Consider the following 23,920-nt stretch of genomic DNA (forward strand, 5'->3'; position numbering starts at 1 on the left):
GGCCTCAGCCGAGGCCGCGGGCACCGGCGTGCCGTGGCGCCGCCCCCGAATCAGCGGCCGGTCAGACGTCGGCCGAGGAACACGCCCGGCAGCTCCCGGTAGAACTCGACGCGCAGGCCGTTCGGGTCCTGGATGTACAGGCTGTCCTCGACACCCCTGTCCGGGCCGAGATACGCGATGCCCGCCTCGTCGAGCGTGCGCTTCAGCTCCTCGAACCGGGCCTCGTCCGCCGACAGGGCCAGGTGCTGGATGCCGCCGAGCGTCTCGTCGAAGGGCGGGTGCTCATGCCCGGGGAAGTCGAAGAAGCCCAGGAGATTGCCGTTGCCCAGATCGAAGAAGAAGTGGCTGGACCCGGCGTAATCACGGTTCTCGACCAACTCCACGAGCGGAAAGCCGAGGAACTCCTGGTAGAAGCGGATGGTCTCCTCGACATCCCGGCAAATGAACGCCGCGTGGTGGATGCCACGGGTGGGAGGCGTCGGCCGTTCGGCGGCGCCGAGAAGGTAGCGGTTGCGAAGCTGATCGCGCCGAGCGCGCACCCGTTCGAGTTCGGGGCCTTGCGGCTGTGGCATGGTTCCTCCTCGGAACGCGCGGTCGGGGTCGCTCCAGACTATGCATGGTGACGAGGAGGACGACGATGGAGTTCGCCGATGTGGTGCGGACGACCGGGGCCGTGCGGCGGTTTCGCGACGAGCCGGTGCCCGATGCCACACTCGCGCGCGTGTTCGACAATGCCCGCTTCGCACCCAGCGGCGGCAATCGCCAGGGCTGGCATGTGATCGTGCTGCGCTCCGCCGAGGTGCGCGCGAAGATCCGCGCTCTGTCGCTGGCCGGCTACCAGGAGTATGCGGCGTACGTCGCGGCCGGCCACGTCCCGTTCTCCCCGGGCGAGGACGGACGCTGGCAACAGCCGCCCGGGGACGTCGACTTCACCGCGCCGGTGGCCCGCAACCGGTTCGTCGAGGAACTGGAACGAGCACCGGTGCTCGCTGTGTTGGCCGTTGACCTGCGGCAACTCGCGGTCACCGATGGCGACTTGCCGCGACAGAGCGTGGTCGGCGGCGGGTCGGTATACCCGTTCGCCCAGAACATCCTGCTGTCCGCCCGGAATGAGGGCCTGGGCGGCGTCCTCACGACGTTCCTGTGCCGCCGCGAAGCCGAGGCCAAGGAACTGCTCGGACTGCCGCAGCCTTACGCGATCGCCGCGATGCTGGCCATCGGCGTCCCCGACCGCCACCCCCGCAAGCTGACCCGCCGCCCCGTCGAGGACTTCGTGACCCTCGATCGCTTCGACGGCCCGGCGTTCGGCGGCCCCGGCGGGAACGGCTGAACCTTTCCGCCCGCCGCACTACGGTGGGCACGGAGGAGGTCGACATGGCAACGGCGACCACGAACGGTCCGCGGGTCCGCGTCGCACTCGACGGGCTCTCCGAAACGCTGCTGTGGACCCTGTACCACCGGGCGATGGAGGCCCGGCGGCCCGATGCCGTCCTCGACGACCCGATGGCCGTCGAACTGTTGGACGCCATCGACTACCCGTTCGAACGACGCTTCGGCAAAGGCGACATGGGGAGCGCCCAGGGGCAGGCATTGCGCGCACGCACGTTCGACCAAGAGGTCCAAGCCTTCCTGCGCACACACCCGGAGGGCACGGTCGTCGCCCTCGGCGAAGGCCTCGAAACGCAGTTCTGGCGCGTCGACAACGGCAGTGTGCACTGGCTGAGCGTCGACCGTCCCGAGGTCATCGAACTGCGTCGGCGCCTGCTGCCCGGCGACGAGCGGGTGCGCCTGATCGCGTGCTCGGCGCTCGACGAAGAGTGGATGGACGGCCTCGACGCGTCCCACGGCGTCCTGGTCACCGCGCAGGGCCTGCTGATGTACCTCCAGCCCGCCGAAGTACGGCGCCTCATCGCCCGCTGCGCCGAACGCCTCCCTGGCGGCGAACTCGTGCTCGACGCCGTGCCGCGCTGGTTCAGCGCGCAGACGGTCAAGGGGCGAGTCAAGACCCGCGAGGGCTACGTGGCTCCGCCGATGCCGTGGGGCATGGACGCGTCCGAGCGCTGGAAGCTGCACGGCGCCCACCCGAACATCGTCGAGGTCCGCGACCTGTCGCTCGTGCGCGGTCGCGGCTTCTTCTACACGCACCTCGCCCCCCGCGCGCACCTCATCCCGGTGGTCCGCAAACGGCGCCCGTCGATCACGGTGATCCGCTTCGGTCCGGGGTGAGCCGCCGGGCCCGGTCGCACATGCGAGGCGCCGAGTCCCGACGTGGCTCCCGCGCGTCGCGCGGAGGCTGGTCAGGACCCGGCGCCTCGTGAGTCGGTGGTCGGTGGCTCCGTGGTCGAAACCGGGCAAGGACTGCGGACGCGGCTCGGCGCCGCGCCGGGGCCATCAGGCGAGGCCCACCGGTCCCGGCCCGTCCGACGGGCTGTCCCCGGTCGACGGGCCGTGGGCGCGCTCGTGCTCGTCCAGCTTGGCGACGAGGCGTGAGACCTCGTCGTGCGGAGCGCCGCGGCGCTGCTCGGCGTAGTACGCCGCACCGAGTTGCTTGTACAGATCCGCCTGCGCGCGGTTCGCCTGGAACTCGTCGGCCTTCTGCTTTCCGGTGGACATTGTCTCCCGGGCCTTTTCCTTGGCCTTGTCGAGGAACCCGCTCATGGCGTCGCCTTTCGTCGTACGGGACGTTCCCCAGGCTGCTACCCGGAGACCCCCGAAGAACACAAGGCCCGGCGCCGCGTCTCGCGCGCGGGCGTGCCCGACCCTACGGCCTGGCCGAGATCCCGTGCATAGCGGATTCCTACAAAACCAACTGCGTCGACTCGGTTGGCGGTCGTGCCTTCAATCTGCCCGTTGTCCTGGGATTCTGGCAATCGAGTTGATCTTCGGGGATCGGCTCGGCTGATCAGACTTGTGCTGTTCTCACAAACCGGAGGGAGCCGTCCATGCGCGGCGCGGATATGGCCATCGCGGTGACCGGACTCGGGGCGACGACGCCGTTGGGCGGAGACGTCGCCTCGACGTGGGCCGCGATGCTGGCCGGGGAGTCCGGCGTACGCACGATCGACGACCCGTGGGCGGCCACGTCGCCGGTACGCATCGCCGCGCGGCTCAAGGTCGAGCCGACCACGGTGCTGGACCGCGTCGCGGCCCGCCGCATGGACCGCTGCCAGCAGGTCGCGGTGGTGGCCGCCCGCGAGGCCTGGCGCGATGCCGGGGCGCCCGACGTCGCTCCGGAACGCCTCGCGGTCGTCATCGGCACGGGGACCGGCGGAGCGCTCACGATGCTCGCCCAGGACGACGTCCTGGAGGCATCGGGGGCGCGCCGCGTGTCGCCCCACACCGTGCCGATGCTCATGGCGAACGGGCCGGCCGCCCACGTCAGCATCGATCTGGGGGCGCGGGCCGGGGCCCACACGCCGGTCAGCGCGTGCGCGTCGGGTGCCGAGGCGATCGCGTGGGGAATGGACCTGATCCGGCTCGGCCGAGCGGACGTGGTGGTCGCGGGCGGTGCCGAGGCGTGTGTACACGCGCTGCCGCTGGCCGGATTCGCGCAGGCGCGGGCGCATTCGACGCGCAACGACGAACCCGGGGCGGCGTCACGTCCGTTCGACGTCGGCCGCGACGGGCTCGTGATCGGTGAAGGCGCCTGCGTCGTCATCCTCGAACGCGCGGAGTCCGCAGCGGCCCGGGGCACCCGGCCGTACGCGCGTCTCGCCGGCGCCGGGGTGACCTCGGACGCCTTCCACATCACCGCCGGCCATCACGAGGGCCAAGTGCGGGCAATGCGCGCGGCGTTGGCGGACGCGGGGCTCGCACCCCAGGACGTCGCGCACGTTCACGCACACGCCACGTCGACACCCAAAGGCGATCTGGTCGAGGCGCAGTCGATCGCCGAAGCCGTCGGCGTCCATCCGGTGGTGACCGCGACCAAGTCCATGACCGGGCATCTCTTCGGTGCCGCAGGGGCGTTGGGCGCCATGGCGGCGATCCTCGCGGTACGCGACGGCGTCGTGCCCGCGACGCGCAACCTCGACGAGATCGATCCCGAGGTGAAGCTCGACGTCGTGACCGGGCGCCCGCGCCGCGGACCCGTGCCGGCGGCCCTGACGAACGCGTTCGGCTTCGGCGGGCACAACGCGTCCCTGGTTTTCACCCGGGCCGAGGCGTAAGGCGCGCGATGGTGGTCCTCGTCTCGGGCCGCGGTGGGGTGATGCCGGGACGCGGTCGAGTCGCGAGGTGTCGTCTCGCGGTGGCGGGGCTGCGGTCAGCGGCGGCCTCCGCCGCTGCCCTTGCCGCCGCTGCTTCCGCCTTTGCCCCCGGACGATCCGCCTCCCGAGGAACTGCCTCCGGACGAGCTGCCGCCACCGCCGGAGCCTTGGCCGGACGTTCCGAAGGTCCCACGAAGGATCTTGCCCTTGCGCGGCCGATCGAAGGTGCCGCCCCTGATCGACGTGATGGAACTGCTCACGGCCGGAACGAAGTTGCTCTTGCCGCCGGACTTGCGTGGGATGTAGTACCAACCGGCGATGGCACCGGTGCGGTTGTTCGCGCACTCCGCGTCCGACACCCGGATCTGCTCCGCCTTCCGGACGCAGATCTCCGCCCAGTCGGCCTTCTTCTTGCCGTCGCCGCCGCACGCGACCAACGCGCCGGCGACACCCAGCGTCAGCGTCACCGCCACGGCGGTGGACCGTATGTGTCGCCCCGGGGACGGGGGCATGGGCACCGGACTCCTCTCACACGAACACCGGGCCGGCCGGAGCCTGTTGCCTACCGGCCCGCGTTCCTCGACGGACGCCAGGGACGTTACCGGTCCGTAAGCGGCGCCACCAGGCGGGGCCGTGCTTGGATCACCGACGCAAAACACGGGCAAACCAAACGAGTTCGGGAGGCTTTGTATGCAGACACCGGGCACACTCCTGGTCACGGGCGCCGGCAAGGGCATCGGCGCCGCTGTGGCCCGCGCGGCGGCCGACGCGGGATGGGCGGTCGCGGTCAACTACGCGACCGACTCCGCCGGAGCCGATACCGTGGCCGCGGCGATCGACGCATCCGGTGGGCGCGCCGTCGCGGTCGGCGGGGACGTGTCGGTCGAAGCGGATGTCGTGCGCATGTTCGACGAGGCCGCCGTCCGGCTCGGCGCACCGGTGACCGCGCTCGTCAACAACGCCGGAATCGTCGGCGCGCACGGTCGCTTCGACGATCTCGGCACGGACGTTCTGCGCCGAACGGTCGAAGTCAACGTCATCGGTGCGATGCTGTGCGCCCGCGAGGCGGTACGCCGCATGTCCACGCGGCACGGCGGCCCCGGCGGCCTCATCGTGAACGTCTCGTCGCGTGCCGCACGCCTCGGCAGCGCCGGAGAGTGGGTGCACTACGCCGCCACCAAGGGGGCCGTGGACACACTCACGGTCGGGCTCGCCCGCGAGGTCGCGGCGGAGGGTATCCGGGTCAACGCAGTCTCGCCCGGACTCGTCGACACCGGCCTGCACGCCGCAGCCGGCCGGCCGGACCGGCTCGCGGAGTTGGCGCCGTCTGTCCCGATGGGTCGTCCGGGAACCGCCGCGGAGGTCGCGGACGCCGTGATGTGGCTGCTGTCGGACCAGTCGTCGTTTGTGACCGGCGCTGTCGTCCCCGTGCACGGAGGACGCTGACGGGCGGCAACGGCAGTGGTCATCCGATGCCGAACACCCCGCGCGGCGGCGCCGGTGAGCCGGTCGCGGACGCGTCCGTCACCGGCTCGCGGCCCGCAGCGAAGGCGGCCAGGCCGACACCGTGGACGACCACCGCCGGATACGCGTCATCGTGGACCCGATGAGCCAACTCCTTCACCGGCAGGGGCAGTTGCGACGCCACGAGCACCGCGTTCCCAAACCGCGTGCCGTCCCACTGCGTGTCCTCCGCGAGCACGCACACATGGGCGAACACGTGGCACGCGGTGGCGACCTGTCCGCGCAGGAAATCCAGCGCGCCGCCGTCGGCGAGATTGGCCGCGTACACCCCGTGTGCACGCAAGACGCGCGCCACGTCGGCGACGAACGGCAGCGCGGTCAGATGCGCCGGGATGCGCGAGCCGCCGAAGACGTCCGCGACCACGATGTCCGCCGAGGCGTCGGCGCGGGCCGCCAGCGCCGCACGGGCGTCCGCAGCCTCCACGGCGATGTCCGCACCCGACGGAAGTGGCATGTGTTTGTGAACGAAATCGATCAGTGCCGCATCGACTTCGATCACGTGCTGGCGCGAACCCGGACGCGTCGCCTCGGTGTAGCGCGGCAGGGTCAGCCCGCCGCCGCCCAAGTGCAGGACGTCCGACGCGGCACCGGGTGGCCCGGCCAGGTCGATCACGTGCGCGAGCCTGCGCGCGTACTCGAACTCGACGTGGTCGGGGGCGTCGAGGTCGACGTACGACTGCGGCGAGCCGTCCAGCGTCAGAAGCCACGCGCGCGCCCGGTCGACGTCGGGAAGCAACGCGGCACGGCCGAGATCGACATCGCACGAGACGGGCACGGATTCCATACATGGATTGTCGCGCAGGGTGGCGTGCGCCATGGCACGAAAGGGGGAAGCGGCCCGCGCCGCGGAACGGGCGTGAGTACCTCGGCGGCAAACCCGGGCCGGACGTGCTGCTTCGGCCCGGCGTGGTCGGGCCCGGCGTGGCCCCGGACTGGCTTGGCCCCGATCCAGGGTGGCTGACGGTCTGGCGCGCGTCCGGGCCGGTCTGATTGACAAGGCGCCATGCGAGTCCCCCCGCGCGTGGCGGCAGTCGGGGAGGGCCGAGGCCGTCAGTGGCCTGGCCTTCCCCGACCTGCCCGGTGTTCGTCTGTGCCGAGCCGCGAAGCGCGTCTCAGCGGAATGCCCGCCTGACCGGCTCGGTGTTCGACTTTGCCGGGCACCGCACGACTTCTCGGAGCCGGTCGTCCCGGCTCGCTGCCGTGTGATGGTTGGACGCCGGGAAGAAAAGCATGCTTCAAGCGGTATGGCCGGCCCCGACAAGCCTGCGCGGCCGTCGTTTCGGCGCAGCCAACCTACTCAACGCCCGCGCAGCTCCCGGTACTTCGCGACCAGCTCGGCGGTCGACGCATCGAGGCCGTCGGAGCCGGCCTCACCCGTCAGCACCGGTTCGATCTTCTTCGCCAGGACCTTGCCGAGCTCGACACCCCACTGGTCGAACGAGTCGATGTTCCAGATGGCCCCTTGCACGAACACCTTGTGCTCGTACAACGCGACCAACTGCCCCAGCACCGACGGCGTCAGCTCGCTCGCGAGGATGGTCGTGCTCGGGTGGTTGCCGCGGAACGTCTTGTGCGGCACAAGTGTCTCGGGCACCCCTTCCGCGCGCACCTCATCCGGTGTCTTGCCGAAGGCGAGGGCCTGCGTCTGGGCGAAGAAGTTCGCCATCAGCAGGTCATGCTGTGCGGCCAACGCCGGGGACAGCTCGCCGACCGGCCGCGCGAAGCCGACGAAATCGGCCGGGATGAGTTCCGTGCCCTGGTGGATCAACTGGAAGTACGCGTGCTGGCCGTTGGTGCCGGGTGTGCCCCACACGATCGGACCGGTCTGCCACGTCACCGGGTTGCCGTCGCGGTCCACCGACTTGCCGTTCGACTCCATGTCGAGTTGTTGCAGGTACGCGGTGAACTTCGACAGATAGTGCGAGTACGGCAGGACGGCGTGCGATTGCGCGTCGAAGAAGTCGCCGTACCAGATGCCCATGAGGCCCAGCAGCAGCGGCGCGTTCTGTTCCGGCGGAGCGGTGCGGAAGTGCTCGTCGACCAGGCGGAAGCCGTCCAGCATGTCGCGGAAACGCGGCGGGCCGATGGCGATCATCAGCGACAGGCCGATCGCCGAGTCATACGAGTAGCGGCCGCCCACCCAGTCCCAGAATTCGAACATGTTCGCGGTGTCGATGCCGAACTCCGCGACCCTCTCTGCATTGGTCGACAGCGCCACGAAGTGTCGCGCGACCGCCTCCGGCCCCGCCTTCAGCTCGGCGAGCAGCCACTCGCGCGCCGACGTGGCGTTGGTGACGGTCTCGATCGTGGTGAACGTCTTGGACGCCACGATGAACAGCGTCTCCTCGGCGTCCAGGTCGCGCACCGCCTCGTGCAGGTCCGCACCGTCGACATTCGAGACGAAGCGCACCGTCAACTCGCGGTCTGTGAACGTGCGCAGGACCTCGTACGCCATCGCCGGGCCCAGGTCCGAACCGCCGATACCGATGTTCACGACGTTCCGGATCGGCCGGCCCGTGTGCCCGGTCCACGCGCCGGAGCGGACGTCGTCGGCGAACGCCGCCATCTGGTCGAGCACCGCGTGCACGTCCGGGACGACATTGCGTCCGTCGACCTCCACCACCGCGTCGCGCGGCGCCCGCAACGCCGTGTGCAGTACGGCGCGGTCCTCGGTCGTGTTGATCTTCTCGCCGCGGAACATGCGTTCGCGCAGCCCCGCGACATCGCACGCCGCCGCCAGTTCGCGCAACAGGCGAAGCGTCTCGTCGGTCACCAAGTGCTTCGAGTAGTCCAGGTAGAGGTCGCCGACCTGAAGGCGATAGCGCTGCGCGCGCCCGGGGTCCGCAGCGAACAACTCGCGCAGGTGGGCCGCGCGGAGGGTCTCGTCGTGGTGCCTGCGCAGCGCCGCCCATTCGGGGCGCTGGTCGAGGCGGGGCGTGCTGGCTGCCGCTGGCATGGCGTGTCCCCAGTGACCGAAGGAAACAGATGTCAACGCCCGAGACTACTGGGCGTGCACGGGGGCATCGCGCACATCGAACGCAGATTCGGAGACGGCTGCCGCGCGGGGTCGAACCGCAGCGCGGCGGGTCTTTGAGCGGCGGATTCGGCGCGGGGGATGCGGGGTGGGAGGAAACGGGGCGATGCCGGGTGACGCCGGGCGGCGGAGGTGTCGCCGTTTCGGCCAGGGCGCAACGGGGGGCCGAATCGCCGCCTCGGGCTGCGCGGCGTGCCCCGGGGGGCCGAAGCCCGGCTCACTCGGCACTCTTCCGTCCGTTCTCGTGGTCGCCCGGGGCCTGGTCGCGGCCGTTCTTCGCCCGGGCCTCGCGCCGGGGCACCCGCCGCCAGGCGTCCGGGGCCGACGCCCCCCGAGCCCAGCTGCCGAGCCGCCCGGGCAACTCGACCAGCACCGATCCCACCACCGTCGCGGCGACGACCACCGCGAACAACAGCACCAGCCACGACTCGATCGTGAACGCGACGCCGATGGTCCCGTAGCGCCGCTCATTGGTCGACAGCAGATGCGGGACGTAGCGCGCGGAGAACACACCCAGCAGCAGCGTCCCGCACGTCGTCGCCAGCGCGGTCGGCAGCAATGCCCGCCAGCGCACGCGGCCGGACAGCAGCACGAACGGCGACCACCACCACAGCAGGAGCGAACCCGCCGTGGTGATGACCGTACGCAACAGCGTCCACGGCCCGCCGCCGGCGGACACCTTGAACGCCAGACCGAGGACCAGGAAGTACACGACGATCCCGACGATCCACGCCAACGGCCGCCACGCGCTGCGGAGCCCGCCCGCCGGGAGCCGCCACGCCCGTTCGTACACCCGCTGTAACGCGCGGCTGAAACTCGTCGCGGCCAGGAGCACGATCAGGAAGCCGATGACGGTCACGCTCGTCTCGGTGGCGGACGACGCGATGGCTTCGACGGTCCGCGTGGTGCTGCCGCCGCCCAATCCGACGCGCTTGCGCAGCACGTTCACAAGGCCGTCGGTCACCGAGTCGGGTGCCGCCGAGGCGACCACGATCACCAGCGGCATCAGCGCCAGGAACGCCTGCGCCGCCAGCGCCATCATGCGGTCGGTGATCTGGATCTCGAACGCCCGTGCGGTACAACGGCCCGCGAATCCGCCTTTCAGCCTGGCGAACTGCTTTCCCGCGTGCCTGCGCAGCGTCGTCGTCGCCTTGTCGGTCGCGTCGTCCGTCGCACCCGCGTTCGCCACCCGCATGCACCGCCCAGAACCGAAACCGACCGTGTCCTTCACCGGAACGGGTGAACGCGTCGGGGCTACGCGCTTGCGGCCTCGTCCTCTGTGTCCTTGATGGCCGAGACCTCGAGTTCGATGGTGATCTTGTCGCTCACCAGGACCCCGCCCGTCTCCAGCGGCGCATTCCAGGTGATGCCGAAATCCTTGCGGTGGATCGGAACAGACCCCTCGAAACCCACGCGCAGATTGCCGAACGGGTCGCGGGCGGCGCCGAGGTAATCGAAATCGATGCTGAGGCGCCGCGTCACGTCCTTGATCGTGAGGTCGCCGGTCAGCCGGTATTTGTCGTTGCCGAGGGGTTCGACCGCGGTGGAGACGAACGTGAGGTCGGGATACGCGGGCGCGTCCAGGAAGTCGTTGGTCCGCAGATGGCCGTCGCGCTGCTCGTTCCGCGTGTCGATGCTCGCGGCCTTGATCGTGACATTCGCCCGGGAGCGGGACGGATCGTCGCCGTCCACGTGGGCCTTGCCCTCGAACTCGTTGAACGAGCCACGGACCTTGGTGATCATCGCGTGCCGGGCCGAGAAGCCGATCCGCGTGTGTGCGGGGTCGATCGTGTACGAGCCGGTCAGTTCGCTCTGCGGAATGGCGCTGTCGGTCATGGGGCTGCTCCGTCGGTGTGTCGGCAGGCGTTCCGTGCCTTTGAGCCTGCGCCGGGCGGACACCGACGGCAACCGGAAACGGGCGATCGGAAACGCCCGACCCGCAACACGCCCCGGAAACCGGAAACCGGAAACCACCGTGGACCGTCCCCTTGTCGGGGCGGGGGAGCCGCCCTTCGGGTGGAGGGAAGGCACGCCGTGTCCAAGGTCATGGGTTTTCTGGCGTTCTGTGCCGCGATAACCGGCACGATTCTGTACTTCACGACGGACTTGTCGCTGTCGGATCTGCTGGCGTTCGGCGCGGGAGCGCTGTTCCTGATGTGGCAGGTCGTGCTGTTGACCGTGCCGTGGAGCCTGCACTTCCAGGCGCGCACGGTGATCCAGGAGATCCACCTCGCGCGTGAACAGGGCACCGAGATCCCGGACGCGCGCGAGGCGGAGGCCGTACGCCTGGCGGCGCGCCTCAAATGGGCGGCGATCGGGGCGCACGTGGTTTCGGCCGCGGTCGTTGCCGTCGTCACGTACTTCTCCGGCGAGGAGATCGGCTACTACTTCTCCGGCTTCTACCTGCTGAGCACCGCCTTCCGTCCTGCGCAGGCGTACTTCGCGCACCTGCGCCGACGCCTCATCGGCATGCTCAAGGAGGTCCAGTACCCGCACGAAAACGTCGTCGAGCTGCGCGGCCGGGTCACGCAGGCGGAGGCGTCCTTGGAGACCCTGTACCGGCGCATCGAGGAACTGGCCGAGCAGGACGCCGAGTTGCGCGCGCTGATCGAGAAGACGGTCGAGGCGATGGCCGCCCGCGACGCCCGGACGGACCGGCAGATGGATGCCATGGGCCGGCGCTTCGAGGACACCGTGAACAGGCTCACCGACAACCAGGAAGTCATCGCCGGCATCAAGGCCTTCCTGCGCCTGCTGCGCACCGAACAGGCCTGACGGCCGGCGCGGGGTGCGTCAACACCGACACACCCCGCCCGAGCCGGCACGTCGCCGACGGGGTGACGCGGGAGTTTGCCTGTGGTGACGGGGTCGGGTCAGGCCGTCAGTTCGCGGGTCAGAGGGGTTGAGTAGCGGACTGTGTAGCGGTGGTGGGCCAGCCAGGTTTGCAGGTTGTGCGCCTCGGCGCGTACCGCTTCGCGGGCCTCGGTGCCGCGGTCGACCAGGAGGCGCCACACGACCTCGCCGTCGGCGCGTTGCGCCCATGCGCCGATGATCTCGCCGTTCCACCACACCGTGGGGCCGCCGTTGCCGGCGGTGTCGTACAACTGCGGGCGCAGAGCCGGGTCCACGTACCAATCACGGTGTTTCCACCCCATGGTGGCGGGGTCCAGGGTCGGCAGCAGCGCGGCCCACGGCTCCTCGGTGTCCGCATCCGTGTCCGACGTGTCCGACGTGTCCGCGTCGTCGGGCGTTACCCAGCCGGTGCCCTCCTCAAGGTCCACTTCGCGTGCGCCGATGCGGGCCAGCGCCTTGCGTACGTCTTTGACGGGCCAACCGGTCCACCACTTCACGTCGTCTGTTGTGCCGGGGCCGTAGCAGGCGAGCCACCGCCGGACGACGTCGGCGCGGGCGTGGTCCGGGTCGATGTCCGGTGGTTCCTGGGCCACTTCGTAGCGGAATTGGCCGGACGTCCAGCCGCCTATCGGTCGACTTCGGCGAACACGGCCGTCCATGGCGAGCAGGCGCAGGACCGCGCTGCCCACACGCTGTATCGCTTCGTAGCGCTTGCCCGGTGACATGACGATCGTCTGCTGGAGCTCCGGTACTTCGGCGGTGATCTCCAGCGTGCCGGCTTCCCCGAGGCGACGCAGCGCGGCCAACGCCGCGTCCTCCGCTGCCGCGAGCCACGCCGCGTCACGCTCCGGCCCGGTCGCGGCGAGGAGTTTGAGTACCCCCGCGCGTTCGCGTGCGGCGACGTCACGTGTGGTGGAGGCGTGCAGCACAGGTGCCAGGTGCGTGGGGACGACGAAGAGGGTGCGCCGCATGCAGTGCATGCGGTGCAGGGTGCGTTGTGCGTACAGGGCTTGGTCCAAGCCCGATGTCACACAATCCCGGTCGGCCGACCGAGCCCACGACGACAGCACGACACTCGCGGAGTCGGTGGCATGCAGCCCGACGAGCCGTTCGGCGGTGTCCTCCACCGACTTGGCTCGGCACGACGGAGCCAACTGGTGGCGCACAGCGAGCCGCGCACGGCGGTCTGCAACCGAGATTCGCATCCCACCACCCTAATCGCGGGGTCCCTGCCCGGTCGCACCACCGCAACTCACGGCCCGGTCGCTCGCATTCGCCGAAATCGTGATCCCCTGATCGCCGCAGGCGAGCGGTCACGCGAGTGAACTACCGGGTGGCTGACAGGACTTGTGAATCGCTGGGTTCCGGCGAAGCGGGCCTCGGTGCCCGTTGTGTGGCGGCCGGTGCATCGCCTGTCATGGCAGCGATGGGTGACGTTCCGCCAGAAACGCCGTGACCGCGGCGGCGGTCTCCGCCGGGCGTTCCAGGTGCACCAGATGCCCCGCGTCCGGTACGTCGACTCGACGTACGTTCGCCGCCATCGCCGCAACGACTTCGGCGATCACCCGGAAGTCCTCCAGGTCGTCGGTGCCGGTGACCAGCAGAACCGGCACCGCCACCTCACCGAGGCTTTCCACATGCGGCCGCAGGGGCGGGATCTCGCGATCGGCGTCCAGCCATACCCGGCAAGCGTCCTTCGCGATTGCCGCGCGCAGCCGTGCAGCGGCCTCCGGCGTGCGTCGAGCCGTGGCGAACAGCGGGTGACGGAACCACAAGTCCCGGGTGCGGTCGAGGTCACCGCCGTGCGCTGCCTCGTGCAGCTCCTGCCACCGCATCCGCCAGGGCGTGGACCAATCCCAACCGGCAAGGCCGGGGCTGATCAGCACCAGACGGTCGACCCGCTGCGGATACGCCAGCGCGAAGTCGACGGCGATGCGGCCGCCCATCGAGACACCGGCCACGGTGGCCCGGTCGATGCCCAGCCCGTCGAGCAACGCGGCGAGATCGTCGGCATGCCGGAAGGGCGCGGTCGAAGGGTCTTGGGAGGCGCCGCAGCCGCGCAAGTCGTAGCGTACGCACCGGTTTTGCTTCGTCAACTCCGACCAGAGTCCGTCCCAGGTCGAGTGCTCGCCGCCTGCTCCCGGCACCAACACGAGCGGGGAGCCGTCGCCGGCCTCCTCGGCCCACAACTCGACGTCCGGTGCCGCGGTGATCCGATGGGTGCCTGTCACGTCGGCTCCTTCGACCTTAAGACGACTGGGGTTCCGGGCCGGGTTTCGCGCGGGTGACGGTCGGCCACGGCAGCAGGTCCGGGTGCTTGGGGGCGCGGTTGTCGCCCGAGGAACGGCCGGTGGCGCGGCGGTAGAGCCAGGGGCCGAGGTGCACCTTCGCCCACTGGGCGTCGCTGCGGCGGCGGTCGAGCCAGGGGGCAGGCGCCGCTGGGGGAAGCGGGTCGCGCCATGCGGGGTCGTGGGGGAGGCCGAGGGCTTCGCACACGGCCTCGGCGACGCGGGCGTGGCCTTCGGCGGACAGGTGCAGGCGGTCGGCGGCCCACAGCCTCGGGTCGTCGAACGCGCGTACGGTGAACAGGTCGACGACGGTGGCGTGGTGCCGCGTCCCGAGTTCGTCCACGAAAGCGATCAACTGTTCGATGCGGGGCATCAGTCGGGCGCTTGACCTCAGCCGCCTGGTGGGATCGGTGCTGCGGAAGAGCACCAGGTGACCGGCCGCGGCGGCGAGTGCCGCGGCGGACTCCTCCAGCGCCGCGCGTACCGCCGGAAGATCGCAGCGAGGCCGCAGCACGTCGTTGAGCCCGCCGGCGAACGTGGTCAGATCCGCACGGAACGCGGCGGCCGTCGGCACCTGGTCGTCGGCGATCTGGCGGATCAGCTTGCCGCGCACGGCGAGGTTGGCGTACCGCAGGCCCGGGCTCGCGTCGGCCAGGCGGTCGGCGAGGAGGTCGGCCCAGCCCCGGTAGACGCCGTCCGGGTGGGTGGCGGGCGGATACGGATCCGACATGCCCTCCGTGAACGAGTCGCCGACCGCCACGAAACTGCGGAAGGGTCCGGGGGCGGGCCGCGATTGCGGGGCTGAGGCGTTGGCGGGTGTTGTCATGGCGGCCTGATTTTAAGCCGCGCCCTGCTGCGCGGTGACTGTGGCCGGGTGGTTCGCGGGCTCGTGGCGGTGTGGCGGTCTCTCGCGGCCGGCGATGGTCGGGGCGATCGCCGGAGTGTACGGAACACTCAGGTGCGCGGAGCCTCCCCTGCCGCGACTTCGACGGCGTCGGGGGTCCGGCGGGGCATCCCCTCGGCGGCGCGGGTCCAGGCGCTCTCGCGTAGCAGGCGCAGGCCGTTGAGGCCGACGATGACGGTGGAACCCTCGTGGCCGAGGACGCCGATCGGGAGCGGGAGGTGGCCCGCCAGGTCCCAGACGACCAGGACGGTGATGAACACCGAGGCGATCACGAGGTTCTGGACCACCAGCCGCCGTGCCGCGCGCGAGAGGGCGATCACCCTGGGGACGGTGGCGAGTTCGTCGCGGACCACGATGACGTCGGCGGTCTCCAGGGCGAGGTCGGAGCCCGCTCGTCCCATGGCGACGCCGGTGTGCGCGGCGGCCAGGGCGGGGGCGTCGTTGACCCCGTCGCCGACCACGAGCACCCTGCGTCCGGCGGCTTCCTGCTCGCGGACGGCGGCCACCTTGTTCTCGGGCAGCAGCCCGGCGCGGACATCGGTGATGCCCACGTCGGCGGCGAGGCGCGCGGCGGCGCGGGGATTGTCTCCGGTGAGCAACATCGGTGCACTGCCGGTCAGTTCGGCGAGCGCGGCCACGGTGACCGCGGCGTCCGGGCGCAGTTGGTCGGCGACACCGAGCACACCGGCCGGGACGCCGTCCCGCAGGACCACGACGGCGGTGCGGCCGCTCGCCTCCAACTCGGACGCGACAGCTGCTGCCAGGTCACCGGACGGGTCTTCGGTCGCGGGGAGCAGCCGGGCCGGGGCGCCGACGGCGACGGTGTGGCCGTCCACCACGGCGGTCACGCCGACACCGGGCACGGACGCGAAGTCCTTCGCGTCACCGATATGCAGGCCGCGTCCACGGGCCGCGTCCACGACGGCGCGCGCGAGGGGGTGTTCGCTCGGGCGCTCGGCGGCGGCGGCCGAGGCCAGCAGCGCGTCTTCAGTGAGACCCGACCCGGTGAGCGGCCGGATGTCCGTGACGCGCGGCGTGCCCTCGGTCAGGGTGCCGGTCTTGTCCAGCGCCACCGTGTCGATGCCGCCCAGGCGCTCCATCACGACGGCGGATTTGACCAGGACGCCGTGCCGTCCGGCGTTCGCGATCGCCGACAGCAGCGGCGGCATCGTCGCGAGGACGACCGCGCACGGCGACGCCACGATCATGAACGTCATCGCGCGCAGCAGCGCGTCGGACAGGGCCGAGCCGAAGGCCAGCGGCACGGCGAACACCGCCAGGGTGGCGGCGACGATGCCGACCGAGTAACGCTGTTCGACCTTCTCGATGAACAGTTGCGTCGGCGCGTTGGTCTCGCTTGCCTCCTCGACCATCGCCACGATCCGCGCGATCACCGAGTCCGACGCGTCGCGCTCGACGGTGACGCGCAGCGCGCCGGTGCCGTTCAGGGTGCCCGCGAACACCTCGTCGCCGCGCTGCTTGGCGACCGGCAGCGGCTCGCCGGTGATCGTCGCCTGGTCGACCTCGCCGGCTCCGTCCCGCACGCGGCCGTCCGCGCCGATGCGTTCGCCGGGGCGGACCAGGATGACGTCACCGACCGCCAAGTCCTCGGTGGCGACGGTCTCTTCGGTGCCGTCCGGGCGCAGCCGGGTGGCGGTGGCCGGAGCGAGGTCGAGCAGACCGCGCACCGAATCCGCGGTGCGGGCCGTGGCCAGCGCCTCGACCGCGCCCGACGTGGCGAAGATGACGATCAACAGTGCGCCGTCCATCACCTGCCCGATCGCGGCGGCGCCGAGTGCCGCGACGATCATGAGGAGGTCGACGTCGAGGGTCTTCTCGCGCAGTGCCCGCAGGCCGGTCCGGGCGGGCTCCCAGCCACCGGTGAGGTATGCGGCCGCGTAAGGCCCCGCCCATGCCCACGGCGGCGCGCCGGCCAGGTGCAGGGCCAGGCCGAGGAGAAAAGCGGTGGTGGACGCGGCGGCCCAGCGGGTCTCCGACAGCGCGAACACCGGCGTGCGCCGCCGGGGTGCGGCGGCAGGGCGGATGAGGGGAGCAGGCGGTGCGGACTCGGCCAGGGTGTGGGGCATGGCGGCGGTGTTCCTTCGCGTGGCAGGGCGAACGACCGCGCCCACCATACAGGAAAGAATGAACACCTATTCATGTATCGCGAGTAGGATGCTCCCCATGGGTCATGCAGCCGCCACCGACGCCGCGAACAGCGTCCCGCGCACGCGCCTGGACGCGGACAACGCCGCCAAGGTCGCCGCCACCCTCCAGGCCCTCGCCACCCCCTCGCGCCTCCTGATCCTCGCCCGCCTGCGCGAGGGCCCGCTGCCCGCCACCGAGCTCGCCAACGCGGTCGGCATGGAGCAGTCCGCGTGCTCCCACCAGTTGCGCCTGCTGCGCAATCTCGGCCTCGTCGTCGGCGAGCGCCACGGGCGCTCGATCGTGTACGCCCTGTACGACCACCACGTCGCCGAACTCCTCGACCAGGCCGTCTTCCACGTCGAACACCTGCGCCTCGGCCTGAGCGACGTCCCGGTCGAGTAGCCCTGGAGCACCCGCTCGTTCGCCGCGACGCGCGGTCGGAAGGGCACCGGCGGACAACGCCCCGGCCGCGCGGGCGGCTCACGCCTCGGCGACCGACTCGCACCCGAGGATGCGATGCCTCACCGAGCGCTGATGCCGGGCGGTGGGCGGACTCGGCCGGGAGAGTGATACCCCTGTGAGCCGTGAAAGCCTTCCAGGCCCTCTCGCGGGGCTTCTCGCTCGCCTCGGTCCGCCGGGTGCCGCCCGCCGTAGCGGTGGCCGGCGCCCTCCTCGTCGGCTGTAGTTCGGGCGGCACCTCCGACAACGCCGCCGCCACCGGCAGCGCGGGCGCGCCGAGCCCGTCCGGAGCCACCGGTGGCCAGGGCGCCGCGTCCCCGCCCGCCACGGCGCCGAACAGCGGTGACAACCCGGCTCTGAGCGGCTTTTACACCCAGAAGCCTGTGTGGCGGCCGTGCTCCGCCCAGCAGAGCGGGAGCGGGCAATCCGGCATGCAGTGCGCGGGGCTCCGCGTCCCGCTCGACTACGCGGCGCCCACGGGCAAGACCATCGAACTGGCCGTCTACCGCATGCCCGCACGCGGCCCCGAGGCCCAGCGGCTCGGCGCCCTCGCCGTCAACCCCGGCGGCCCGGGCAGCAGTGTCGTCGGCCTCGTCGCCTACCTCGGCCAATCGGCGAACCTCGCCGCCCGCCACGACATCGTCGGCTTCGACCCGCGCGGCGTCGGCGGCAGCCCGAGGACCGAGTGCGCCGACGGACCGCTCATGGACCGCGTCCAATCCCTCGACCCGACACCCGCCGACGCCGCCGCGGTCGACGAAGCAGCCGCCGTCCTCAAGGAGTTCGGCCAGGGCTGCGCCGCGCGCACCGGCGATCTGCTGCCGCACCTCGGCACCGCCGTCGCAGCCGAGGACATGGACGTCTTCCGGGCCGTGCTCGGCGAGGACAAACTCGACTACTTCGGCGTCTCGTACGGCACGTACCTCGGCGCGATATACGCCGAAAAGTACCCGGACCGGGTCGGCCGCTTCGTCCTCGACGGCCTGGTCGACCCCGGCGTCGGCCGCTTCGCCAACGCCCGCGAGCAGGCAGAAGGCTTCGAGAAGGCATTCCGCGCCTTCGCCGCCGACTGCCTCACCCGGGCCGGCTGCCCCTTCACCGGAACACCCGACAACGCGGCCCGCTCGCTGCGCGCCCGACTCGACGCCATCAGTGCGTCCCCGATCCGCCTCGGCACCCGCACTCTCGGCGAGGCCATGGTCGGCACGGTCGTGAGCATGTACCTCTACAGCCCCCAAAGCTGGCCCGAGCTACGGCAGTTGCTTGCGAGCCTGTACGCCGGAAACCCACGCCCCATGCTGACCGCCTTCGACGAGACCGCGGACCGCGCCCCCGACGGGACGTACGAGGAGTCCATCCTCCCGGCCTACTACGAAATCGGCTGCGCCGACGGCCGCATGCTCTCCGCCGAGGAAGCCGCCACCCTCGCCCGCGAGGTCTCCGCCACCGCGCCCACGCTCGGCCCGGCCACAGTCTGGAGTTGGGCCGCCGACTGCCCGGCCCCCGGACCGGACCGGACGCAGCCGCTCGACGGAGCCGACGTGCCCGGGATGCTCCTGGTCAGCACAACCCGCGACCCGGCCACCCCGCACGCCGCCGCGGCCCGGCTGCAAACCCGGCTGCCCGCTTCGGTGGTGCTCACGGTGGACGGCGACGGCCACGGCGCCTACACCGCGCGGAACGGGTGCGTCATCCGGGCGGTGGACGCGTTCCTGCTGAACGGGAAACTGCCGGCGCGCGGCACCACATGTTCCTGACCCCGCGTCAGCCCCCGGCCGGTCCGTGGGTCTCGGTGAGATGCGTCCACAGATGCATCCCCGCGTAGGCCCGCCACGGCCGCCAAGCCTCCGCGCGCGCGGTGACCGCCCGGGGAGTCGCGTCGACACCCAGGTCGCGCAAAGCCTGGCGGATGCCGAGATCGGTGAGCGGGACGGCGTCGGGGTCGCCAAGCGCGCGCATGGCGATGTACGACGCGGTCCACGGCCCGATCCCCGGCAGCGCCAGCAGCGCGTGCCGGGTGGCGTCCCGGTCGGCTCCCGCGTCCAGGACCACGGTCCCCTCGGCGACGGCCCCGGCCAGGGCACGCAGCGCACGCGACCGCGCGCCGGTCAGGCCCATGCCTTCCAGATCCGCGTCGGCGACCTGCGCGGCGCTGGGGAACATGTGCGTCAGGGTGCCGTCGGGCGCCGCGAGCGGGCAGCCCGTCCTGCGGACCAGGCGCTCGGCGAGCGTCCGGGCACCCTTCACGGTGACCTGCTGGCCGAGGACCGCACGTACCGCCAGCTCGAATCCGTCGACGTGGCCGGGCACGCGCAGACCCGGGCGCTTGGCGACCAGCGGGCCGAGGAGTTCGTCGGCGCCGAGCACGTCGTCCACGCCCTGCGGATCGGCGTCCAGGTCGAACAGCCGGCGGCAGCGCTGGACGGCCGCGGTCAGATCCCGCAGGTCCTCCAGGCGCAGGCGCAGCGTGACGAACCCGGCGTCGGGGTGCGGAGTCACGGTCATGATGCCGGTGCGCCGGGGCAGGCGCAGACTCCGCCGGTACGCGCGGTTCCCGGCGGGCGCCTTGCCCGCGGCGGCGTCCGCCCCGACCACCTCCTCGACCCCGCCCACCGCACGGGCGGCCAGGAAGTCGATCAGCGGATCGTGCGCCAGCGGCCGGCGGTGCTGGAGACGCAGCACGATGTCGCCCTCGCCGTCGGCGCCGGGGCCCGCAGGACGGTGGCGCCGGCGCAGCTCGGTCGGCGGGCACCCGAACGCCTCGGCCATCGACTCGTTGAACCGGCGCACGCTCGCATAGCCCGCCGCGAACGCGATCCGCGTCACCGGCAGGTCAGTGGCTTCGAGCAGCATCCGCGCGGTCTGCGCGCGCCGCATCTGGGCCAGCGCGACGGGCCCGGTGCCGACCTCGCCGACCATCTGGCGGTGCAGGTGCCGCTCGGACACCGCCAGGCGGCGGGCCAGTTCGCTCACCCCGCCCTCGTCGACGACGCCGTCCGCGATCAGACGCAGCGCACGGCCGACCAGATCCGCACGCACATCCCAGTCCGGCGACCCGGGCCCGGCCTCCGGACGGCACCGCTTGCACGCCCGGAAGCCGGCGGCCTGGGCCGCGGCGGCGGTCGTGAAGAACGTGACGTTCTCGCGGCGGGGGGTACGCGCCGGGCAACTGGGGCGGCAGTAGATCCCCGTACTCGACACGGCCGTGAAAAAGCTCCCGTCGAAGCGGGCGTCGCGGCTGCTGATGGCTTGGTATCGGGCGGCAAAGGTCTCGGGCACGCTTCCCATGATGCGCCCGGTCCGTCCCGACAACTGGCGGTTTTCGGACACGGCGGTCCCGCGATCCGCTGGCCGGTCTGCCATCCGGCGGCGTCCGCGAACGTAGCCGTGGGTTGGCCGTACGGCACCGGCACGGAACGACGGAGTCCCCGGCAGAGTCCCGGTGGGCCTGCGACGTTCACTTCGATTTGCCCAGAACCATGGCGGTGATCTCGGCGGCGCAGCCCCATGACAGGGTGAATCCCGCGCCGCCGTGTCCGTAGTTGTGCAGCAGCCGGCCGGGGGACGCGTCTTCTTCGACCAGACACACCTCGGGGCGGACGGGCCGCAGGCCGACGCGGTATTCGAGGACGCGGGACTCGCGTAACGCGGGCGCATAGGCGGTGCAGCGCCTGATGATCGCGTCACCGATTCGCGGCCACGGCTGCGATTGCCCGCACACGGCCGCGGCGAGAGACCGAACGATCACTCGCCGTGGCCGCGCCGCGACAATCGCAGTGCCCGGCGCCGGACCGCGACGACGCGCGCAGATTGACCCGATAGCTCGCGCAAAGTGGCAACTGCCGGGCGCGTGAACGCGGTTCCCTGATACCGAGGAGAAACGCCCCGAGGCGTCAAGCCGGTCAGCGGTCGCACGCCAACGCGGCGACGGCCTGGCCGGCGCCCGGCTGCCACGCCGACGCGCTTGCTCCCTCGTCGAACAGGCCGCCCGCGCGCCGCTGCCCGGCCCTTATCGCCGCCCGATCCGCGTCCGTGGGGCGGTGGCTGACCGCCGTGGACGGAGGTGGGTCGGTGACGTAGCGCAGGCTGCGGCACCGGTACGCGACGGCCGCCGTTTCGAGCGGGGGTATCGGCGGCGTCAGGCGGCACGTGAACGTCGCGAATCGGCCCGCGTCGTACACGTCCTCGATCGCGACGGTATGGGTCAGGTCCGGGACGCCGGTGATCGTGAGCGCGCCCTCGGTGCGGGGGAACGCCAGTCGCCGAGGCAACCGGTCGAGGGGCCGGTCGGTGAGGTTCAAGATGGTGTGGCGGTAGGTGACACTCGTCGTACCGTCGGCGGCGAGCTCGACGTCGACGTCCATGGTCAGCTCCGCCGCGTGGTCGCACCGACCGCGCAACTCGGCGTCCGAGCCGGGGGGTTTCTCCCACGGGCGCGGTGCCAGCCCCAGCATCGCGCCGGGAATGCGCAGCCCGTCGGCGACGCGTTCGATGACTTGTTGGTCCCGCGCCCGGGCGCGGCCTTTGGCGTACGCGCTGACCCGGCTCGGGGTCATGTCGCACAGCCAGGCAAGCCTGCTGATGCTCAGGTCCGCGTGCGCGTGGGCGAGCCGGAAGATGGCGCCGATGTCGCGCCGTGCGCCTGCGGCGCGCATGTCGGCGCTGTGCACCAGGCCCGGGGGGAGCGGGTCCGCGGACGCGGCGGCGGGAAGGGTGAACGGTTGTGCGGTGCGGCGGTTCTTCTGCACAGCTTCCTCCGGGGAGGAGGCCGGTCCGGGAGACCGGTCGAAGGTATGGGGCGGGGGGCGAAGGGCGGGTTGCCGAAGTGCGGTCCGCACGGCGGTCGGTGCGCGAGCGCGCCGCGACGCAGCCGGTCCGCGCACCGGCACGTTCGTGGCCCGCCGAGGCAGCGGCGGAGTCGATCGGGCGACGCGTGGACGAACGGGAGGCAAGTCGGTTTCCCGGTCTTCGAGAGGACGACGTACGGGACGCAGGGGGGGCTGCGTACCCGAGAAGCACTCTGCGCCGACCATCGCAGAATCGGGAACCGGCGGGACGACGATCCGCGCACGGTCCCTGGCAATCTTGCGCACGGTTCGGCGAGCAGGCGGCGCAGGAAAGGGACTTGGGGCGCCGGAACCGCGGATGGAACGTTTCAGCACTCGCAACGCAGCCGAAAGGCGGTGCGGGGATGGAAAACTCGCCGCTGAAGACGCCCTCCGCCGCAGTCACAGACGGCACGTTTCAGCGCTGGGTGCGGTTTCACCACAGGCCCGCCCGGTCCCACCGCATCCGAAGGAAACCGCGGGCGGACGGCCCGTACCGCGTCCACGCCCGTCGGCGGGCGCCCTCGCGTCAGCCCCCTCCGAGGAGGGCGGACATCCGGTACTGCGTGGGTGTCACCTGGTAGTGCTCACGGAACGCCCGGGCGAACAGGCTCGGGTTCTCGATGCCCACCGACCGCCCGACGGCCGCGATGGCGCGGTGCCGCTGCCGCGGATCGGCCAGCATCCGGCGGGCCTCGGCCAGCCGAGTCTCCCGAATGAACCGCGCCGGAGTGTGGCCGGCCTCGCGGAAGACCACCTCGACATAGCGGACCGACACCCCGAAGGCTGCCGCGAGGGTCCGGGGCGACAGGCTTGGTTCGGCCAGATGCGACCGTACGAAGTCCTGCATGCGCAGCAGTTGGGCGGCGTGCGACATCCGCAGGTCGGGCACGTGGGTACGGCCCACCTCCGCGAGGCGCAGCGCGGACACCAGCAACTCCCCGGCTGTGTGCCCGAGTTCAGCCAGTGCCTCGCCTGGAAGGTCCGAAGTGTCGCTGCCTATCCGGGAGATCATCCCCATGAGGACCCGCAACATCGGGTTCTCCGTCCCGATGAGCTGCCCCAGCATGGACGGCTGTACGTGAAGGTCGCGTTGCAGGGCCGCCCGCGGCACGTTGATCACGACGTGGTGGGCGAAGCCGTCGGAGACCAGCGAGAACGGCTCCGTGCCGTCGAGGAGCACCGCGTCGCCGGTCCGCATCCGGATCTCCTGGCCCGCGTGCCTCGCCCAACTCGGGCGCCGCGCGATCGACAGGTGGTAGAAGGCCTCCTGGCTTCTCCCGATCAGGCGCGGGGTGCGGGCCACCCGGACCGGGTCCGAGCCGACGTCGGTGACACTGAGCGTCCCGAGTTCGAGGACGTGCGCCCAACCCCGGTAATCCGTCCGGGAGTCCGGATCGGCCGGTGTCGCGTCCAGTTCGGTGATGTTGTCACGCAGGATCGCCCGCCAGATGTCGACGTTCGGCGCCAGGCCGCCGTGCCGTCCACCGGGACCAAGGCGCACCAACGGGCGGCTTCGCCCGTGCATCCGCAGTGTGTGGCGCTTGCTCGCGGTGCCGCCGACTCCCGTTCCGGCAGGCTGTCTTGACACCGCGTCAGCCGCATGGGCCGCTGGACGACTCACGGGAGGCAACCTTTCTCCGATCACGGATGGGACCGTGCGCGCTTGCGCCGGC

The 23,920-nt window shown here is 71.5% G+C and carries 22 protein-coding genes; 7 read left to right on the forward strand and 15 right to left on the reverse strand.

Features of this window, described 5'->3' with window-relative positions:
* Positions 1–50: 50 nt before the first annotated feature.
* A complete protein-coding gene (locus ACRX5W_RS25935) occupies positions 51–572 on the reverse strand; it encodes a VOC family protein (RefSeq protein WP_436790725.1) in 522 nt (173 codons plus the stop codon).
* 65 nt (positions 573–637) lie between these two features.
* On the opposite strand from ACRX5W_RS25935, the gene ACRX5W_RS25940 reads away from it, so the two are divergent.
* Together ACRX5W_RS25940 and ACRX5W_RS25945 are read left to right on the forward strand one after the other, a co-directional pair.
* Entirely contained in the window at positions 638–1,330 is a 693-nt protein-coding gene (locus ACRX5W_RS25940; RefSeq protein ID WP_436790726.1) for a nitroreductase family protein, read from the forward strand.
* A 44-nt stretch (positions 1,331–1,374) separates the two neighbouring features.
* Positions 1,375–2,226 carry a class I SAM-dependent methyltransferase gene (locus ACRX5W_RS25945; RefSeq protein WP_436790727.1) on the forward strand — a complete coding sequence of 284 codons (852 nt, stop codon included), beginning with the start codon at positions 1,375–1,377 and terminating at the stop codon, positions 2,224–2,226.
* A 165-nt stretch (positions 2,227–2,391) separates the two neighbouring features.
* Here the strand turns inward: ACRX5W_RS25945 and ACRX5W_RS25950 are convergent, their stop codons facing one another.
* Positions 2,392–2,658 (reverse strand): hypothetical protein, encoded by a 267-nt coding sequence (locus tag ACRX5W_RS25950; RefSeq protein WP_436790728.1) that lies wholly within the window; start codon positions 2,656–2,658, stop codon positions 2,392–2,394.
* A gap of 284 nt (positions 2,659–2,942) precedes the next feature.
* On the opposite strand from ACRX5W_RS25950, the gene ACRX5W_RS25955 reads away from it, so the two are divergent.
* Positions 2,943–4,169 (forward strand): beta-ketoacyl-[acyl-carrier-protein] synthase family protein, encoded by a 1,227-nt coding sequence (locus ACRX5W_RS25955; protein WP_436790729.1) that lies wholly within the window; start codon positions 2,943–2,945, stop codon positions 4,167–4,169.
* A gap of 95 nt (positions 4,170–4,264) precedes the next feature.
* On the opposite strand, the gene ACRX5W_RS25960 is transcribed toward ACRX5W_RS25955, so the two are convergent.
* Positions 4,265–4,681: a hypothetical protein gene (locus ACRX5W_RS25960; protein ID WP_436790730.1), complete on the reverse strand. Its 417-nt coding sequence runs from the start codon at positions 4,679–4,681 to the stop codon at positions 4,265–4,267.
* 217 nt (positions 4,682–4,898) lie between these two features.
* Between ACRX5W_RS25960 and ACRX5W_RS25965 the strand changes: the two genes are divergently transcribed.
* The gene (locus tag ACRX5W_RS25965) at positions 4,899–5,654 is read left to right on the forward strand and encodes an SDR family oxidoreductase (RefSeq protein ID WP_436790731.1); all 756 of its coding nucleotides are present in this window, start codon (positions 4,899–4,901) and stop codon (positions 5,652–5,654) included.
* A gap of 19 nt (positions 5,655–5,673) precedes the next feature.
* On the opposite strand, the gene ACRX5W_RS25970 is transcribed toward ACRX5W_RS25965, so the two are convergent.
* The 4 genes from ACRX5W_RS25970 to ACRX5W_RS25985 form a co-directional block, all read right to left on the reverse strand.
* Positions 5,674–6,516, reverse strand: a complete 843-nt coding sequence (locus ACRX5W_RS25970) for a spermidine synthase (protein ID WP_436790732.1) — start codon at positions 6,514–6,516, stop codon at positions 5,674–5,676.
* A 513-nt stretch (positions 6,517–7,029) separates the two neighbouring features.
* Positions 7,030–8,688: a glucose-6-phosphate isomerase gene (gene pgi / locus ACRX5W_RS25975; RefSeq protein WP_436790733.1), complete on the reverse strand. Its 1,659-nt coding sequence runs from the start codon at positions 8,686–8,688 to the stop codon at positions 7,030–7,032.
* 295 nt (positions 8,689–8,983) lie between these two features.
* Positions 8,984–9,955, reverse strand: a complete 972-nt coding sequence (locus tag ACRX5W_RS25980; protein ID WP_436790734.1) for a YhjD/YihY/BrkB family envelope integrity protein — start codon at positions 9,953–9,955, stop codon at positions 8,984–8,986.
* A gap of 65 nt (positions 9,956–10,020) precedes the next feature.
* Positions 10,021–10,602, reverse strand: coding sequence for a YceI family protein (locus ACRX5W_RS25985; RefSeq protein ID WP_436790735.1), 582 nt, complete (start codon positions 10,600–10,602; stop codon positions 10,021–10,023).
* Between the two features lie 198 nt (positions 10,603–10,800).
* Between ACRX5W_RS25985 and ACRX5W_RS25990 the strand changes: the two genes are divergently transcribed.
* The gene (locus tag ACRX5W_RS25990) at positions 10,801–11,541 is read left to right on the forward strand and encodes a hypothetical protein (protein ID WP_436790736.1); all 741 of its coding nucleotides are present in this window, start codon (positions 10,801–10,803) and stop codon (positions 11,539–11,541) included.
* A gap of 98 nt (positions 11,542–11,639) precedes the next feature.
* Here the strand turns inward: ACRX5W_RS25990 and ACRX5W_RS25995 are convergent, their stop codons facing one another.
* The 4 genes from ACRX5W_RS25995 to ACRX5W_RS26010 form a co-directional block, all read right to left on the reverse strand.
* Entirely contained in the window at positions 11,640–12,824 is a 1,185-nt protein-coding gene (locus ACRX5W_RS25995) for a winged helix DNA-binding domain-containing protein (protein WP_436790737.1), read from the reverse strand.
* Between the two features lie 210 nt (positions 12,825–13,034).
* Positions 13,035–13,850, reverse strand: a complete 816-nt coding sequence (locus tag ACRX5W_RS26000; RefSeq protein ID WP_436790738.1) for an alpha/beta fold hydrolase — start codon at positions 13,848–13,850, stop codon at positions 13,035–13,037.
* Positions 13,851–13,866: 16 nt separating this feature from the next.
* Positions 13,867–14,733, reverse strand: coding sequence for an SGNH/GDSL hydrolase family protein (locus tag ACRX5W_RS26005; RefSeq protein WP_436790739.1), 867 nt, complete (start codon positions 14,731–14,733; stop codon positions 13,867–13,869).
* Positions 14,734–14,861: 128 nt separating this feature from the next.
* Positions 14,862–16,898: a heavy metal translocating P-type ATPase gene (locus tag ACRX5W_RS26010; protein ID WP_436790740.1), complete on the reverse strand. Its 2,037-nt coding sequence runs from the start codon at positions 16,896–16,898 to the stop codon at positions 14,862–14,864.
* Positions 16,899–16,995: 97 nt separating this feature from the next.
* Here ACRX5W_RS26010 and ACRX5W_RS26015 point away from each other — a divergent pair, with 97 nt between their 5' ends.
* Together ACRX5W_RS26015 and ACRX5W_RS26020 are read left to right on the forward strand one after the other, a co-directional pair.
* Positions 16,996–17,361: an ArsR/SmtB family transcription factor gene (locus ACRX5W_RS26015; RefSeq protein ID WP_436790741.1), complete on the forward strand. Its 366-nt coding sequence runs from the start codon at positions 16,996–16,998 to the stop codon at positions 17,359–17,361.
* Positions 17,362–17,543: 182 nt separating this feature from the next.
* Positions 17,544–19,175 carry an alpha/beta hydrolase gene (locus ACRX5W_RS26020; protein WP_436790742.1) on the forward strand — a complete coding sequence of 544 codons (1,632 nt, stop codon included), beginning with the start codon at positions 17,544–17,546 and terminating at the stop codon, positions 19,173–19,175.
* Between the two features lie 7 nt (positions 19,176–19,182).
* Here ACRX5W_RS26020 and ACRX5W_RS26025 read toward each other — a convergent pair whose 3' ends face one another.
* The 4 genes from ACRX5W_RS26025 to ACRX5W_RS26040 form a co-directional block, all read right to left on the reverse strand.
* Positions 19,183–20,706: an AlkA N-terminal domain-containing protein gene (locus tag ACRX5W_RS26025; protein ID WP_436790743.1), complete on the reverse strand. Its 1,524-nt coding sequence runs from the start codon at positions 20,704–20,706 to the stop codon at positions 19,183–19,185.
* A 169-nt stretch (positions 20,707–20,875) separates the two neighbouring features.
* Entirely contained in the window at positions 20,876–21,166 is a 291-nt protein-coding gene (locus tag ACRX5W_RS26030) for an FAD-dependent oxidoreductase (protein ID WP_436790744.1), read from the reverse strand.
* 154 nt (positions 21,167–21,320) lie between these two features.
* Complete coding sequence (locus ACRX5W_RS26035; RefSeq protein ID WP_436790745.1) at positions 21,321–22,166, reverse strand: hypothetical protein; 846 nt, start codon at positions 22,164–22,166, stop codon at positions 21,321–21,323.
* Between the two features lie 607 nt (positions 22,167–22,773).
* The gene (locus tag ACRX5W_RS26040) at positions 22,774–23,772 is read right to left on the reverse strand and encodes a helix-turn-helix domain-containing protein (RefSeq protein ID WP_436790746.1); all 999 of its coding nucleotides are present in this window, start codon (positions 23,770–23,772) and stop codon (positions 22,774–22,776) included.
* Positions 23,773–23,920: the final 148 nt, after the last annotated feature.

Source organism: Yinghuangia sp. YIM S10712, assembly GCF_051388935.1.
Classification (GTDB): Bacteria; Actinomycetota; Actinomycetes; order Streptomycetales; family Streptomycetaceae; genus Yinghuangia.

What these genes read in the sequence shown, in the direction of transcription:
- ACRX5W_RS25935 (WP_436790725.1), bottom strand. Translation starts at nt 572, where the DNA reads ATGCCACAGCCGCAAGGCCCCGAACTCGAACGGGTGCGCGCTCGGCGC.
- ACRX5W_RS25945 (WP_436790727.1), top strand. Translation starts at nt 1,375, where the DNA reads ATGGCAACGGCGACCACGAACGGTCCGCGGGTCCGCGTCGCACTCGAC.
- ACRX5W_RS25955 (WP_436790729.1), top strand. Translation starts at nt 2,943, where the DNA reads ATGCGCGGCGCGGATATGGCCATCGCGGTGACCGGACTCGGGGCGACG.
- ACRX5W_RS26010 (WP_436790740.1), bottom strand. Translation starts at nt 16,898, where the DNA reads ATGCCCCACACCCTGGCCGAGTCCGCACCGCCTGCTCCCCTCATCCGC.
- ACRX5W_RS26040 (WP_436790746.1), bottom strand. Translation starts at nt 23,772, where the DNA reads ATGCACGGGCGAAGCCGCCCGTTGGTGCGCCTTGGTCCCGGTGGACGG.
- ACRX5W_RS26005 (WP_436790739.1), bottom strand. Translation starts at nt 14,733, where the DNA reads ATGACAACACCCGCCAACGCCTCAGCCCCGCAATCGCGGCCCGCCCCC.
- ACRX5W_RS25940 (WP_436790726.1), top strand. Translation starts at nt 638, where the DNA reads ATGGAGTTCGCCGATGTGGTGCGGACGACCGGGGCCGTGCGGCGGTTT.
- ACRX5W_RS25985 (WP_436790735.1), bottom strand. Translation starts at nt 10,602, where the DNA reads ATGACCGACAGCGCCATTCCGCAGAGCGAACTGACCGGCTCGTACACG.
- pgi (WP_436790733.1), bottom strand. Translation starts at nt 8,688, where the DNA reads ATGCCAGCGGCAGCCAGCACGCCCCGCCTCGACCAGCGCCCCGAATGG.
- ACRX5W_RS26025 (WP_436790743.1), bottom strand. Translation starts at nt 20,706, where the DNA reads ATGGGAAGCGTGCCCGAGACCTTTGCCGCCCGATACCAAGCCATCAGC.
- ACRX5W_RS26015 (WP_436790741.1), top strand. Translation starts at nt 16,996, where the DNA reads ATGGGTCATGCAGCCGCCACCGACGCCGCGAACAGCGTCCCGCGCACG.
- ACRX5W_RS25970 (WP_436790732.1), bottom strand. Translation starts at nt 6,516, where the DNA reads ATGGAATCCGTGCCCGTCTCGTGCGATGTCGATCTCGGCCGTGCCGCG.
- ACRX5W_RS25965 (WP_436790731.1), top strand. Translation starts at nt 4,899, where the DNA reads ATGCAGACACCGGGCACACTCCTGGTCACGGGCGCCGGCAAGGGCATC.
- ACRX5W_RS25950 (WP_436790728.1), bottom strand. Translation starts at nt 2,658, where the DNA reads ATGAGCGGGTTCCTCGACAAGGCCAAGGAAAAGGCCCGGGAGACAATG.
- ACRX5W_RS25995 (WP_436790737.1), bottom strand. Translation starts at nt 12,824, where the DNA reads ATGCGAATCTCGGTTGCAGACCGCCGTGCGCGGCTCGCTGTGCGCCAC.